Source organism: Nocardia sp. NPDC004860, assembly GCF_040609015.1.
GTDB lineage: Bacteria > Actinomycetota > Actinomycetes > Mycobacteriales > Mycobacteriaceae > Nocardia.
On the sequence record NZ_JBEXJI010000008.1, the window covers coordinates 100,438 to 114,117 of the forward strand.

The window sequence follows — 13,680 nt, forward strand, 5'->3', positions numbered from 1 at the left end:
CCCATGCCACGTGACTTCGACCCCTCGGTCCGCGAACGCGACGCCGCGCCGCCCACCCGGCGCGGCTCCCGCCGCGACCCGGCTCCCGTCGACCGCTACGACGAGCCGGACCCGTACCCGCCCCCGTCCTCCCGCGTCATGCGCGACGAGCACCGGCCCCGGCGCGGCACCCTCCCGGACCGCCGCATGCTCCGCCGCGACCCCATCGAGCCGCCCGACCAGGATCGGCCGGCCGAGGTCGTGAGCGCGCACGAGGGTGAAGCGCTGCGCGCCGAGCCGGGGATCATCACGGATCACGCTGCGCCCCAGCATGATCCGGAAGCGATGGCGCAGCCGGAACCGCCGGTCGGCGAGCGGCCGGTGGAGGAGCGCGGGGCGTCGGTCCCGATGCCCGAGGCCGAGCCCGAGCGGGCCGAGACGCACCCGGAGATCACGAGCCGGGAGCCGGTCGAGGTCGTCACTGCACCGCAGCTCAGCGAGACGGTGGCCGAGCCGATCGAAGTTCCCGAAGCGGACAGCGGCGCGGAGCCGGTGAAGAAGGCGGCCCGGCGGCGGCTTCCGGCGATGCCCGCCCTCGAACCCACCGGTGGCACAGGCGAATCGGGCACGGCCCAGGGTGTCGCCGCCGAGGTCGTGGCGACCGGGCGAGAGCTGGCGGTACGCGCGGAGGCCGATTCGGGGGATGCACTGCGGGCCGCGGCCGATGTGCTGGGGGAGCCCACGGCCGGATCGGCCGGGCGTCCCGGCGGCACCGAGCGGTCGGAGCGCGTGCTGGACAAGGGATCCGGCCGGAGTGGTGCGGTGGCGCGGTCCGGCGGTGTGCGCGAGGGCGAGGCTCGGTCACGGGCGCGCGGGCCGGAGCGGACCGAGGGGGATCGCATGGAGCGCAAGCGGAGTCGCGAGACCACATCCGAGGCGGATGCGGTACGCCGCGGGGAGCCCGGCGAACGGCGCCGCGAACGACCGCGCGCCGAGGGCGAACCCGGACGAGAGCGGCGCAGTGACGGTGAATCCGGGCGCGAACGGCGTGTAGCCGAAGGCGGGCGTGAGCGCCGTGCCGACCCGGAGCGGGATGCCCGGCGCGGCAATGGCTCCGAGGGCCGCGGGCGGTCCACGGACGCGGATCGGGTGCATCTGGGCGGACGGGCCGGCGCCCCCGGCCGGACCCGTGCCGCGCGGCCGGAGGGCGAGGCAGGGGAGCGGCCGGTGCGCAACCGGCCCGCGCGCGACGGGCGGCCCGAGCGGACCGGCACCGAGGAGCGTGGCCGCGGCGCCCGTAAGGACAAGCGGGACAAGGTCGCCGACCAGGCCGAGCGCGACGCGGCCGCCAAGCGCGCCGCCGCGCGCAAGGCCGCGGCCAAGAAGAAGCAGTCCGGTCCCAAGCTGCTCGACGACACCATGCGGGCCAAGCTCGAGGTCACCGCGCGCGAGGGCAATGGCATCAGGGCGGCCTGGGCCACCTTCCGCCTGCACACCGACGATCTGCGGCGGCGCAACTTCGCGGCGCGCGCCGAGCGCATGGAGTACGGCAGCTTCGACGAATTCGACCGCACCACAGCACAACTCACCGATCGCGGCTACATCGGCGCGGGCGGCGGGCGGATGAACGTGGTCGGCCGCCCGGTCGAGTACCGCGCCACCACCGCGCAGGTCGCGGGCCTGTGGCCGTGGTCGGTCGGCGCGGGTGCGCCGCTCATCGGCACCCCGCTGGGTTCGCACCTGCACACCGGCGCTCCGGTCTGCTTCGACCCGATGAACTGGTTCATGCGCGGCAGCTTCATCACCGCGCCCAGCCTGTTCGTGCTGGGCCTCAATGGTTTCGGCAAATCCTCGCTGGTGCGCCGCATCGTGCTGGGCGGTGTCGCGCAGGGCATCACCCCGCTGATCCTGGCCGACGTCAAGCCCGACTACCGCAAGCTGGTGGAACTGGTCGGCGGTCAGGTCATCGACCTGGGTTACGGCCACGGCAAGCTCAATCCGCTCGCCGCCGGTGTGCTGGGCTCGATCGTGCCGATGCTGGGCGAGTTCCCGGAACTGCAGACCCAGGTCATACAGGAGATGCGCGCCCGCCAGGTCACTTTGGTGGCCGGTCTGGTGGAGCTGGTGCGCGGCGCGCGCGTGCGCGACTTCGAGGAGACCCTCATCTCCACCGCGCTGCGCATCCTCTATCGCGAGGGCAGCGTCTTCACCCCGGACCACCCGCCGATCATCGAGGACCTGCTCGATGTGGTCGTGGCGGGCGGCGACGAACTGCAACTCGATGCGGGCGCGGACAATCCGGACGAATACCAGGAGGCCATCAAGGGTCTGCGCCGCTCCTTGCGCGCACTCACCCAGGGCCCGTTCGGCGCGGTCTTCAACGGCCACACCACCACTCCCATCGACACCACCGCCACCGCCGTCTGCATCGACGTCTCCCACATCCCGAACGGCGACAAGAAACTCAAGGCCGCCGTCATGCTGGCCTGCTGGGCCGACGGTTTCGCCTCCGTCGAGGCCGCGCACGTGCTGGCCGACGCGGATCTGGGCCCGCAGCGCTACTTCCAGGTGGTGATGGACGAGCTGTGGCAGGTGCTGGGCCTGGGCGACTTCATGGTCGACCGCGTCGACGAGCTCACCCGTCTGCAGCGCGGCATCGCCACCTCGCTCATCATGATCAGCCACACCATCAAGGACCTGCAGGCCCTGGGCTCCGAGGCGGCCATCGCCAAGGCCCTCGGCTTCCTGGAACGCGCCCGCGCCAAGATCTTCGGCGCGCTCCCGGCCGAGGAGATCGCGCGTCTGGATTCCACCGTGCCGTTCACCGCCGCCGAGGAGGAGATGGTGACCAGCTGGTCCGCGCCGCAGGCGCTCACCGGTGAGGCACTCAAACCGGGCCAGCAGCGCCCGCCCGCGCCCGGCACCGGTAAGTTCCTGCTCAAGATCGGCGAGGACCGCCGGCCCGGCATCCCGTTCCACATGGAGTTCACGCTCTCGGAACGGGAGAGCGGAATCCACGACACCAATCAGCGTTTCAGCGAATTCACCGAGACCACCGCGAGCCGCGGCTCGGACGAGGGGAGCGCCGCATGATGCCGCACCGGTCGTATCGAAGAGTGTCGCCGGAGGTCCGGCAGGCCGCCGTCGAGCAGGTCATCGCCCTCACCGGCAAACTGCGCTCGGAATCCGAGGCCTGCCGGGTGGTCGCCGAACAGATCGGCGTGCACACCAATTCGGTGCGCAACTGGGTGCGCGCCGCCGAGAGCCCCGGCCTGGAACGCATGGATGCGATCGCGCTGCGCCGCAAAGTGGCTCTGCTGCAACAGCAGCTCGCGGCCGCCGCCGAAATGAACCGCACGCTGGTGGAAACCCTCCACGACGCCAAGCGCGGCACATGAGCCGCTGCCGCGAGTACGAACACGCCGACTCGGGAAACCCGCTGGTATGGACCGGGTATAGCGCTCAGCGACTAACCTGGAAGGGTGGTCCGGTGCTGCGCCGCCGGCGCGGGCCGGTGAGCGCGAGCACGGGTGTGCACGGTGCGAGCGCAGGCATGCGTCCCGCGATTGGGGTGGTGATGCTGGTAGTGAGCGTCGCAGTGCTGGCCACCGCATGCGGCGGCGGCAGCTCGACCGGCGGCGGCTCGAATCCGTCTGCCGGGCAACCGCCCACGTCCACCACGCGGTTGCTGGAGGATGCCCCCGCCCCCGACCCGACCACGCCCGACGGTGTCGCGGTGACCGCGCTGGAGCAGATCTACACCTGGTACCCGGCCACCGAGTCCGAGGGTGACGCGCTGCGCCGGGCCCGGAAATGGCTGGGCCCCAGCCTGATCCGTACACTGGACAACCCGTCCACCGGCGTGGAAACCCCGAGACCGTCACTGCGCTGGGCCGACTGGGCCAAGACGGGCGCTCACGTCGAGGCGTTCGCGTTCGCCTCCGGTGAGAAGGCTCCCACCGGCGCCGACCCGAACCGGCAGCAGTACAAGATCGGCATCGAGCAGACGGTCGTCTATCCGGACGGCAGGCGGGAATCGCTACCCCCGGCCACGGTCGTCGCCACCGTCGTGCGTGCACCTGCCGGTGGCTGGTTGCTGGACGAATTCCGTTGAGCGGTAACGACTCACAGGTCATCCCAGGAGGTTAGAGATGGCGAAGAAACCGATTGCGGACCCGGCCGACCCGGGTCCGGATCGTGTCCTGCACCTCGTCTACGCGGGTTTCTACTTCTTCGGAACCGTGTGGCTGGCCGTGCAATTGGGCAACCTGCTGAGCTCGCCGCGCCAGCACGTGCCGATCAACCCGATCGCCATCGTGGTCAACCTGCTGAAGGGCGAGCTGCGCTGGCCGGCCGCCGCCACCGTGATCATCGTGCTCGTCTTCGGGGGGACGCTGGGCTGGGTGCTGTACCGGCGCCGCCGCGAGCTGAACGCCAAGAAGGGCCGACTGGCGATCGACGACAAGGCCGATCACATGGGCACCGGCGGAGCCATCAAGGCGCTCACGCTGTCCGGTGTCCGGGAGAAGGCCGGCCAGATCGGTGTGCCGCTGCACAAGCACCTCACCGGGGACATGCTCATTCCCGGTTCGCTGATGCGGCCCGGGGACATGCTGGTTCCGGGTATCCCGATCGGCATGTCGGTCGCCGACGGCGAAATGATGTACGGCTCCTACGAGGATCTGCAGGTCGACATCTGGGGCCCGCGACAGGGCAAGACCACCTCCCGGGTGATCCCGGCCGTGCTCGCCGCCATCGGCCCGGTGGTCGTCACCTCCAACAAGCGTGACGTCGTCGACGCCACCCGGGATGTGCGGGTGGGCAAGGGCAGTCAGATCTTCGTCTTCGATCCGCAAGGCGTGGCCCCGGATTCGCACGACCTGCAGGCACAGCAGGAACCCGGCTGGTACTGGGATCCGCTGGCATGGGTCGACGTGCACCGGCCCGGCTGCGAGGTGCGGGCGGTCAGCCTGGCGGGTCATTTCTCCGACGCGGAGGGCAGTCCCTCGGCCGGCCAGGGCGCGGACTCGTACTTCGACCCCGAGGCCGAGGATCTGCTCGCGGCACTGTTCCTGGCCGCGGGTTTCGAGGGCAGCAACATCCTGCGGGCCTGGGAATGGGTGAACAACCCGATGGACACCACCCCCATCGAGATCCTGCGCGCCCATTCCAAGCACTACATGGCCGAGGGTCTCGCCGGCCAGTACAACCTCGACATCCGCACGCGCGACGGCATCTTCGGTGGCGCGAAGGCGATGATCAGGTGCCTGAAGTTCCCGCACATCCAGCCGTGGATCATCCCCAACGGCGGCCGGTCGGCCTTCGACGAACTGGAATTCCTCGAGCGCAACGGCACGCTCTACTGCCTGTCGCTGGAGGGCCGCGGCTCGGCGGCGCCGCTGGTGAGCGCCCTGACCGCGGCGGTCATCGACGTGGCCTCCCGGGAGGCGTCACGGTCGCCGGGCGGGCGGTTGCCGGTGCCGCTGCTGGCCGCCCTCGACGAGGCCGCCAATGTCGTGCGCTGGAAGGATCTGCCGAAGCAGTACAGCCACTTCGGTTCTCGCGGCATCGTGGTGATGACGGTGCTGCAGTCCTGGGCGCAGGGCGCGCGCTGCTGGGGACCCGATGGCATGGAGGCGCTCTGGGGCGCCGCGAACATCAAGGTCATCGGCAGCGGCATCGACGACATGACCTTCCTGCAACAGCGCTCCGAGGCCATCGGCGACTACGACAGCATCTCGCAGTCGGTCTCGGAATCGAAGGGCGGCAAGAGCTATTCGCGCTCCCTGAGCTCGTCGCGGACCTTCAACGCCCATGCCCTGGCAACCCTGCCGCGCGGCCGCGCCATCCTGTTCGCCTCCGGCACACCGGCCGTGCTGCTGCGCACGGTGCCGTGGTGGGAGGGCCCCGACGCCGCCGCGGTCGAGCGGTCGATCGAAGCCCACGACCCGTCACCGACGCGCAAGACCGAGATTTCCGATCTGATCAGTCCCGCGCTGATCAAAGAGACACTGCCGGATGTTTCGGCGCCCAAGGAGGTTCGACCGCTGTGAGCGAAGAGTCAACACCCATGGTCTACGCGAGCGTGGTCGAGTTCGTGGAGAACTACCTCAGCCTCGTGTACCGCCGGCAGGTGACCGATATCAGCGACACCGTGTGGTGCCCCGAATGGTGGAAGCACGCCGAGGCGGTCGCGCGACTGGATGCCATGTGGCGGGCGTGGGAGCACTTCCGCCACGACGGCAAGACCGGGCTCAGCATCTGGTTCCTCGACCACGCCGACCCGCACATGGCGAAACTGTTCGATCCCAAGGGCCCGTTCAAGTACTGCAGTGTGCGCAACGGCCACAAGGACATGCTCACCCCGCTGCCGTTGAAGTCCCCCCAGCAGGGCTTGTTCAGCAATCCCACGATGGGGGAGTTCCCGCTCTGAGATGAACCGTCGGCCTCGGTATGGTGCCGGCGCCGAAACGAAAAGTGGCGGATCGGGTTGCGATCCGCCACGGTTCGAAGTTATTGCTGCTCAGACTCGTTCACGTGAGCGAGCGCGTTCGCGCTCCCGCTCGTGCGCTTCCTGCTCCCGCACCCGCCGCTGCGCCGCCTCCTGCTCCCGCAGCCGCACGGCATCCTGTGCCGACTGGGCCTGTCCGACCTCCATCAGCAGCCGTACCGATTGCAGTTCGGGCGAGATGCCCATGCGCGAAAGGTGTTGCGCCAGCGCGGTTCGCCGTTCCACCGAGTCGTATCGCACGGAGCCGCGGCTGGCTTGCTGCGCGGCCATCCGAGATGCCTCCGCCTGCGCGGAGAATCGATCCTTTTCGAGAGATACGCCCCGTTCACGCGTCGGGCGCTCCAAGATTCGCGAGAGTTCGCGGTTACGCGGATCACGTGCCTTGGCATCCGCTGCCTCACGCAGCCGACGCTCGCGGCCCTCCTTCTGGCGGGCCTCGGTGACCCTGACGCGTGCTTCCGCTTCCTTCTGGCCACGTTCCCGGGTGCGCAGCGCGACAAGTGTCGCGAGCTGCAACATTTGCCTCATCATCGCCGCTGTTTCGCGGCCGATGTCGTCGAGTTCCTCGGCCATTGCCTGCTCCCCGATGCTGCAGTTAGATCACTATGGATGATTGTGGTGCTTCGTCACGGACATCGCCACACGAACGGTGGTTGCGCGTAGCCATATCCCGCCTGCAAACGTGGACACCCGGAGCCCATCAGGCGTCGCAACGGCCCGGTGGGGATTGCCCGGTGGGCTTTACTACGCCTTGGTACTCCGTTCTACGAGGTTACCAGCGAAAACTCCGAAACCACCGCACGCGCGCGTCGCGATCCAGCATATATCGCACAATTCCGGCACGTCGTGGAAAAGTCAGGATTTTCTTTGGTTAGGGAAGCCTTAGGCAAGAGGTTCAACGGGACCTTCCCGAGACCTTCGCCGGAAAAGAACCGGGCCCGGCGCGGGGAAGCGCCGGGCCCGAAAAACCATGCTGGTCAGTTGATTTGGACCGAGTGGATGTTCACGTCCGCGGCCGGCTTTCCGTCCTGGCCGCCGCCCTGGACGCCCGCCTTGGCGACCTTGTCGAGGGTGGCGAGACCGGCGTCGTCGACCGTGCCGAAGATCGTGTACTGCGGCGGCAGTTGGGAATCGCCGTAGACCAGGAAGAACTGGCTGCCATTGGTGCCCGGCCCGGCGTTGGCCATGGCGAGCACACCGCGCTTGTAGGCGACCGGGTACTGGGCGGCTTGGTCATTCGGGTCGTACTGGTCGGTCGGGTACTCGTTGTCGAATTCGTAACCGGGGCCGCCCATTCCGCTGCCGGTCGGGTCGCCGCACTGCAGCACCTCCAGGCCCTTGCCCGTGGTGATGCGATGGCAGCTGGTGTTGTCGAAGAACTTCTGCTTGGCCAGGCTCTCGAAACTGTTGACCGTGCAGGGGGATTCACTCGGGGTCAGGGTCATGGAGATCGGACCCTGGCTGGTGTCCATGGTCGCCTTGACATCACCGGCGGTGGAGACATTGGCCGTGCTCGGCGGATTCACCGGCTTGTCGGCCGGCTTCTGCGACGGGCGGTACTCACAGCTGACCGAGGCCGGCTTGGCCTTGGCGGCCGGCGGGGGAGCGGCGGTCAGCGAGGCGTCCGGAGTCTCCGAGGCCTTGGCGCTGGTGCTGTTGTCATCGCCCTTGGTCAGGAAGTAGATGCCGACACCGGCCGCGACCGCGACCACAACACCCAGGGCCGAGGCCGCGATGGTGAGTTGCTTGCGCTTACGCGCCCGCTGGGCCCGATTCTCCAGTTGACGCTCCAGCTTCCGCTTCGCCGCAGCGCGTCGCTGTTCATTGCTCGGCACTAACTGTCCCTCCGTGAACGGTCGGTATCTGATGTCTGTACAGACTGCGGCCGTCAGCCCAGCGGCCGCGGCAGACATTACCTGCATTCGCTGAGAAAAACCTACATATGGCAGGCCCTGGTGACCGACGGCCGGTAACCGGTTGGACTTGGCGGACGGGCGTGGTGAAAACTGGGCATCGTGACCAAGACCAGCAGCTTCCGTGCCCCGAGGGGGGTCCCCGACTATCTGCCACCCACGTCCGCCGAGTTCGTCGCCGTCCGCGACGCCCTCGTGGGCACGGCGCGATTGGCCGGATACGGGCATGTCGAGCTGCCGATCTTCGAAGAGACCGCCCTGTTCGCGCGGGGTGTGGGCGAATCCACCGACGTCGTCACCAAGGAGATGTGGACCTTCGCCGACCGCAATGGCGAGAGCTTCACCCTGCGCCCCGAAGGCACCGCCGGCGTCATGCGGGCGGTCATCGAGAACGGCCTCGACCGCGGGGCGCTGCCCGTCAAACTCTGCTACGCCGGTCCGTTCTTCCGGTACGAGCGCCCGCAGAAGGGCCGCTACCGGCAGCTGCAGCAGGTCGGCGTGGAGGCCATCGGCGTCGACGATCCGGCGCTGGACGCCGAGGTGATCGCCATCGCCGACGCCGGATTCCGGGGGCTCGGACTGGAGGGTTTCCGGCTCGAGATCACCTCGCTCGGCGACGAGACCTGCCGGCCGCAATATCGAGAACTGTTGCAGGACTTCCTGTTCAAGCTGCCGTTGGACGAGGAGACCAAGCGCCGGGCGGCGATCAACCCGCTGCGGGTGCTCGACGACAAGCGTCCCGAGGTCAAGGAGATGACCGCCGAAGCGCCGCTCATGATCGACCACCTGTCGGAGTCGGCCAAGGCGCACTTCGAGCAGGTGCTCGGCCTCCTCGACGCGCTGGGCGTGCCGTACGTGGTCAACCCGCGCATGGTGCGCGGGCTCGACTACTACACGAAGACCACCTTCGAATTCGTGCACGACGGGCTGGGCGCGCAGTCCGGCATCGGCGGCGGCGGCCGTTACGACGGGCTGATGGCCGAGCTCGGCGGGCAGCCGCTCTCGGGCATCGGCTTCGGCATCGGCGTCGACCGGACGGTGCTGGCGCTCGAGGCCGAGGGCAAGTCCGCCGTCGACGGTCCCCGCGTCCAGGTGTTCGGCGTCCCGCTCGGTGAGGTGGCCAAGCAGCGCCTGGTGGTGCTCGCGGCCGAGCTGCGCCGGGCCGGCATCCGCGTCGACCTCGCCTACGGCGGCCGGGGGATGAAGGGCGCGATGAAGGCGGCCGACAAGTCCGGCGCGCAGCTGGCCCTGGTGCTCGGTGACCGCGAGGTCGCCGAGGGGCAGATCGGGCTCAAGGATCTGAGCACCGGCGAACAGCGTCAGATCCCCCTGGACGAGGCCGTCGCCCAGGTCGCGGCCGCACTCGCGGGCGAGCAGAACTGATCCGTCGGCCGAGCCGGACAGCGCCGCTGCCCGGCCCGGCCGGCAGCCGCCGCGCCGATGGGGCTTGGGGTGGGGCAAATCGGGGTATGGGGTTAGGACCTGCTGGTACCGTGCGGTGCGTCCCGCGGGGGCGGTGCGTGCCGCCGGCAGGCCCGACCCATCGAGACTTGGACGAATGCGCTGCTGTGACTGATGAATCGAAACCGGGGTCCGACGGCGAAATCGGCCTCGACCTGGTCGCCCCCGAACTGCTGGCCCCGGCCCTGCGCAGGCTCACCCTGGCCGCGCTCGGCATCGGCATCGGGGTCGGACTGCTGATGGCGCTGTTCGTGCACTGGCCGATCGCCCTCGTCACCGGCCTCGTGCTCGGCGCGCCCACCGCTCTCTACGCCGTGGCCGTGCAGCGCCGTCGAATCACGGTGTCCGGCACCGTCATCCGTGCCCGCACCTGGCGCGGCGAACGCCGCCTCGACCTGGCCGGCGCCACCGCCGCCGAAATCCTGGTCTACCCGGGCAAGATCAGCCGCATCGTGCTGCGCGTCACCGCCGGCGCCGACACCCAGGTCGTGCCGCTGGCCATCTACAGCGACTCCGGCAGCGGCCGCGAACTCCACATTCTGGGCCTGCGCAAACTCGCCGACGCCCTGGCCGGTTGCCCCCTCGCGGCCGCCCTCGCCATCTCCGGACTGCTCGTCCAGCAACTGCGCGCCGAGGCCCGCGACGCCGTCGCCGAGCAACGGCCCCTCTACCGGGCCGTCCGCATGGTCCGCGACCGCGACCAGGTCGCCCCGGTCGTCCTCAGCGACTCCGACATCGCCGACCTCGCCCACTGAGCGGTCAATTCACCGATCCCCGAGCCGGATTCACCGGCCGGTGCCGGTGTCTGTTTGCTCACGTGCTGCTCACGGGGCGGGACGCGGGGGAGTGAGCCTGGCTAGGGTGAAGACGGACCTACCCGCCATCGCGAGGAGATCGTCGTGAGCACCATCGCGCCAGTGACCGTCACCGTGACCGGAGCCGCCGGGCAGATCGCCTACGGATTGCTCTTCCGCATCGCGTCGGGGGCGCTACTCGGGTCCGAGACGCCGGTGCGGTTGCGGCTGCTGGAGATTCCGGCCGCCGTCGGATCGCTCGAGGGCGTGGCGATGGAACTCGAGGACGGGGCGTTCCCGCTGCTGGCGGGCATCGATATCGCCGATGATCCGTGGATCGGGTTCGACGGGGCCAATATCGCGATTCTGGTGGGCGCGCGGCCGCGGACCGCGGGCATGGAACGCTCGGACCTGCTGGCGGCCAACGGGCCGATCTTCACCGATCAGGGCGCGGCCATCAATGCCAATGCGGCAGAGGACATCCGGGTGCTGGTGGTCGGGAATCCGGCCAATACCAATGCCTTCATCGCCATGAGCAATGCGCCCGACGTGCCCGCCGGGCGGTTCACCGCGCTCACCCGGCTCGACCACAATCGCGCGATCGCGCAGGTGGCGAAGAAGACCGGGGCGGCGGCCGCCGACATCGCGCGGATCACGGTGTGGGGCAATCACTCCGCGACGCAGTACCCGGACCTCGCCCATGCGACGGTCGGCGGGCGCGGCGCGCTCGAGCTGATCGCCGACGATGCCTGGGTGACCGGCGATTTCATCCCGACCGTGCAGCAGCGTGGCACCGCCATCATCAAGGCGCGCGGCGCGTCCTCGGCGGCGAGCGCGGCCAGCGCCGCCATCGACCACATCCACGACTGGGTGCTGGGTACCGCGCCCGGAGACTGGACCTCGATGGCGGTGCCCTCGGACGGCTCCTACGGCGTGCCCGAGGGACTGATCAGCTCGTTCCCGGTGACCTGCGCCGATGGCGAGTACACCATCGTGCCGGACCTGGAGATCGGCGAGTTCGCCCGCACCCGGATCGACCACAGCGTCGCGGAACTCGTGAGCGAGCGCGACGCCGTGGTCGACCTGGGGTACGCCAAGCGGTCCTGATCAGTACCGGCGAGCGGAGGTGATCAGCTGAGCTTGCTGATCACGTTCTCGCCGTACCACTTGATCTTGACGATCTTCTCCTCCAGCGACTCCGTGTCGGGCTCCATCGCGTACGAGTTGCGGAAGCCGACGATCAGATCGGTGATGCCCTTCTCCTCGAGGCGCTTCACCCCGTCGGTGGTGTAGCCGTCGCGGGAGACCGCGTGGATCTCGAACTCGCCCGGATTGTCGCGCTCACTGCGCAATTCGTTGATCCGCGCCAGGTACTTGTCCAGGTCGTCGCCCTTGCCGCCGGCGTGCATCCAGCCGTCGCACAGCCGCACCGCGCGGCGCAGCGCGGCATCGCTGTGCCCGCCGACCAGGATCGGCAGTGGCTGGGTCGGGGCGGGGGTGAGCTTGATCTTGGGAATGTCGTAGAACTCGCCGTGGTACTCGAAGTACTCGCCGGTGGACAGGCCGCGCACGATCTCGATGCACTCGTCCAGGCGCTTGCCGCGCTTCTCGAACGGGACGCCCATCATCTGGAAGTCCTCCGGCCACGGGCTGATGCCCACGCCCAGGGCGAAGCGGTTGTTGCTCAGGCGGGCCAGCGAACTGGCCTGCTTGGCCACCAGCACCGGCGGGCGGATGGGCAGCTTGAGCACGAACGGGGTCATGCGCAGCGTGGTGGTGGCCGCTGCGAGGGCGGCCGACAGCACGAAGGTCTCGATGAACGGCTTGCCGTCCAGGAACTCGCGATTGCCGTCGGCGGTGTAGGGGTACTTGGAATCCGACTCGGCCGGGTAGGCGATGCTGTCGGCCACGGTGATGCTGTGGAACCCGGCGGCCTCGGCGGCCTGCGCGAGGGGGATGTAGTAATCCGGGTTGGTCATCGCCTCCGCGTAGGTGAAGCGCATCGATCGTCCTCTCGACAGTGAGCCAGTACAAAAACTAGAACCGATTCTAGTTCTGTGAGTGATGCTAGCGGGAGGCTCGCGGGAAAGGCAGTCGAACGAGCGATCCGCACCCTCCGCACCCGATCCTGCTGGAGGTGCTCACCTGTCGTATCCCAGCGGCAGACCGCCCGGTCGTAGCCGTCCCGGTGGCTGAGATGCCCGTCCCGGTGGGCTTGTCCGGATTCCTGGATCTTGTTCTAATCGCGTCATGACGATCGCCATCACCGGCTCCGGCTCGGGCATCGGCGCGGCCACCGCCGCCGCTCTGCGCGCCGCCGGGCACGACATCATCGGGATCGACCTGCGCAACGCCGACATCACCGTCGACCTCACCGACGCCGCGGCGCGTGCGGCCGCGGTCGAGGAGATCGTGGAGCGATCCGGGGGAGTGCTGGACGGCGTGGTGCTGTGTGCCGGTGTCGGCCCGCAGGTGCCCGACCCGAACCTGGTGGTGGAGATCAACTACCGGGCCACCGTGGCCCTGCTCGATGCCCTGCTGCCCGCGCTGCGCAAGGGCGAAAACCCTGCGGCCGTGGTCGTTTCGTCGGTGGCCTCCACCCAGATCAAGTGGGAGGACAATCCGATCCGCACGGGCACCGAGGCCGAGGCCTTCGCCCAGGCCGGGGATTTCGCGGGCCACTACGCCTACGCGTCCTCCAAGAACGCCGTCACCGTGGCCGTGCGCGAACGCGCCGTCGAGTGGGGCGCCGCCGGCGTGCGATTGAACACCGTCGCCCCCGGCAGCGTCGAAACCCCGCTGCTGCAGGCCGGTCTGGACGATCCGCGCTACGGTGACGCCATCCGCAACTTCGTGGCCCCCATCGGCCGCAATGGCAAGCCCGAGGAGATCGCCTCCCTCATCGCCTATCTGGTCGGCCCGCAGGCCGGCTTCATCCACGGCGCCCAGTTCGTCATCGACGGCGGAATCGACGCGCAGACGCGGCCGACCGCGGTGTAATCCACCGCGGCGCGCCGACCGC

The 13,680-nt window shown here is 69.2% G+C and carries 12 protein-coding genes; 9 read left to right on the top strand and 3 right to left on the bottom strand.

Features of this window, described 5'->3' with window-relative positions:
* The first annotated feature begins 3 nt into the window (after nt 1-3).
* The 5 genes from ABZV44_RS17825 to ABZV44_RS17845 all read left to right on the top strand — a co-directional run bounded on the left by ABZV44_RS17825 (nt 4) and on the right by ABZV44_RS17845 (nt 6,412).
* Nucleotides 4-3,072: a hypothetical protein gene (locus tag ABZV44_RS17825; RefSeq protein ID WP_354837272.1), complete on the top strand. Its 3,069-nt coding sequence runs from the start codon at nt 4-6 to the stop codon at nt 3,070-3,072.
* A 23-nt stretch (nt 3,073-3,095) separates the two neighbouring features.
* On the top strand, nt 3,096-3,377 hold the full coding sequence (locus tag ABZV44_RS17830) for a transposase (RefSeq protein ID WP_354837274.1): 282 nt from the start codon (nt 3,096-3,098) through the stop codon (nt 3,375-3,377).
* Nucleotides 3,378-3,532: 155 nt separating this feature from the next.
* Nucleotides 3,533-4,093: a hypothetical protein gene (locus ABZV44_RS17835; protein ID WP_354837276.1), complete on the top strand. Its 561-nt coding sequence runs from the start codon at nt 3,533-3,535 to the stop codon at nt 4,091-4,093.
* 37 nt (nt 4,094-4,130) lie between these two features.
* Nucleotides 4,131-6,032 (top strand): TraM recognition domain-containing protein, encoded by a 1,902-nt coding sequence (locus tag ABZV44_RS17840; RefSeq protein WP_354837278.1) that lies wholly within the window; start codon nt 4,131-4,133, stop codon nt 6,030-6,032.
* A complete protein-coding gene (locus ABZV44_RS17845; protein ID WP_354837280.1) occupies nt 6,029-6,412 on the top strand; it encodes a DUF4913 domain-containing protein in 384 nt (127 codons plus the stop codon). The genes ABZV44_RS17840 and ABZV44_RS17845 overlap by 4 nt, the downstream gene beginning before the upstream one ends.
* A gap of 90 nt (nt 6,413-6,502) precedes the next feature.
* Here ABZV44_RS17845 and ABZV44_RS17850 read toward each other — a convergent pair whose 3' ends face one another.
* Nucleotides 6,503-7,063: a hypothetical protein gene (locus ABZV44_RS17850; protein ID WP_354837282.1), complete on the bottom strand. Its 561-nt coding sequence runs from the start codon at nt 7,061-7,063 to the stop codon at nt 6,503-6,505.
* Between the two features lie 404 nt (nt 7,064-7,467).
* Entirely contained in the window at nt 7,468-8,325 is an 858-nt protein-coding gene (locus ABZV44_RS17855; RefSeq protein ID WP_354837284.1) for a peptidylprolyl isomerase, read from the bottom strand.
* Between the two features lie 180 nt (nt 8,326-8,505).
* On the opposite strand from ABZV44_RS17855, the gene hisS reads away from it, so the two are divergent.
* The 3 genes from hisS (at nt 8,506) to ABZV44_RS17870 (ending at nt 11,765) form a co-directional block, all read left to right on the top strand.
* Nucleotides 8,506-9,786: a histidine--tRNA ligase gene (gene hisS, locus ABZV44_RS17860; RefSeq protein WP_354837286.1), complete on the top strand. Its 1,281-nt coding sequence runs from the start codon at nt 8,506-8,508 to the stop codon at nt 9,784-9,786.
* Nucleotides 9,787-9,971: 185 nt separating this feature from the next.
* On the top strand, nt 9,972-10,619 hold the full coding sequence (locus ABZV44_RS17865) for a hypothetical protein (RefSeq protein WP_354837288.1): 648 nt from the start codon (nt 9,972-9,974) through the stop codon (nt 10,617-10,619).
* A gap of 144 nt (nt 10,620-10,763) precedes the next feature.
* Nucleotides 10,764-11,765, top strand: a complete 1,002-nt coding sequence (locus ABZV44_RS17870; RefSeq protein ID WP_354837290.1) for a malate dehydrogenase — start codon at nt 10,764-10,766, stop codon at nt 11,763-11,765.
* 23 nt (nt 11,766-11,788) lie between these two features.
* Here ABZV44_RS17870 and ABZV44_RS17875 read toward each other — a convergent pair whose 3' ends face one another.
* Nucleotides 11,789-12,661, bottom strand: coding sequence for a TIGR03619 family F420-dependent LLM class oxidoreductase (locus ABZV44_RS17875; protein ID WP_354837292.1), 873 nt, complete (start codon nt 12,659-12,661; stop codon nt 11,789-11,791).
* A gap of 247 nt (nt 12,662-12,908) precedes the next feature.
* Between ABZV44_RS17875 and ABZV44_RS17880 the strand changes: the two genes are divergently transcribed.
* Nucleotides 12,909-13,658 carry an SDR family oxidoreductase gene (locus tag ABZV44_RS17880; RefSeq protein WP_354837294.1) on the top strand — a complete coding sequence of 250 codons (750 nt, stop codon included), beginning with the start codon at nt 12,909-12,911 and terminating at the stop codon, nt 13,656-13,658.
* The last annotated feature ends 22 nt before the right edge of the window (nt 13,659-13,680 follow it).

Bases quoted from the DNA above. Each gene is read 5' to 3' on its own strand.
- ABZV44_RS17850 (WP_354837282.1), bottom strand. From the start codon at position 7,063: ATGGCCGAGGAACTCGACGACATCGGCCGCGAAACAGCGGCGATGATG.
- ABZV44_RS17840 (WP_354837278.1), top strand. From the start codon at position 4,131: ATGGCGAAGAAACCGATTGCGGACCCGGCCGACCCGGGTCCGGATCGT.
- ABZV44_RS17875 (WP_354837292.1), bottom strand. From the start codon at position 12,661: ATGCGCTTCACCTACGCGGAGGCGATGACCAACCCGGATTACTACATC.
- ABZV44_RS17880 (WP_354837294.1), top strand. From the start codon at position 12,909: ATGACGATCGCCATCACCGGCTCCGGCTCGGGCATCGGCGCGGCCACC.
- ABZV44_RS17825 (WP_354837272.1), top strand. From the start codon at position 4: ATGCCACGTGACTTCGACCCCTCGGTCCGCGAACGCGACGCCGCGCCG.
- ABZV44_RS17835 (WP_354837276.1), top strand. From the start codon at position 3,533: ATGCGTCCCGCGATTGGGGTGGTGATGCTGGTAGTGAGCGTCGCAGTG.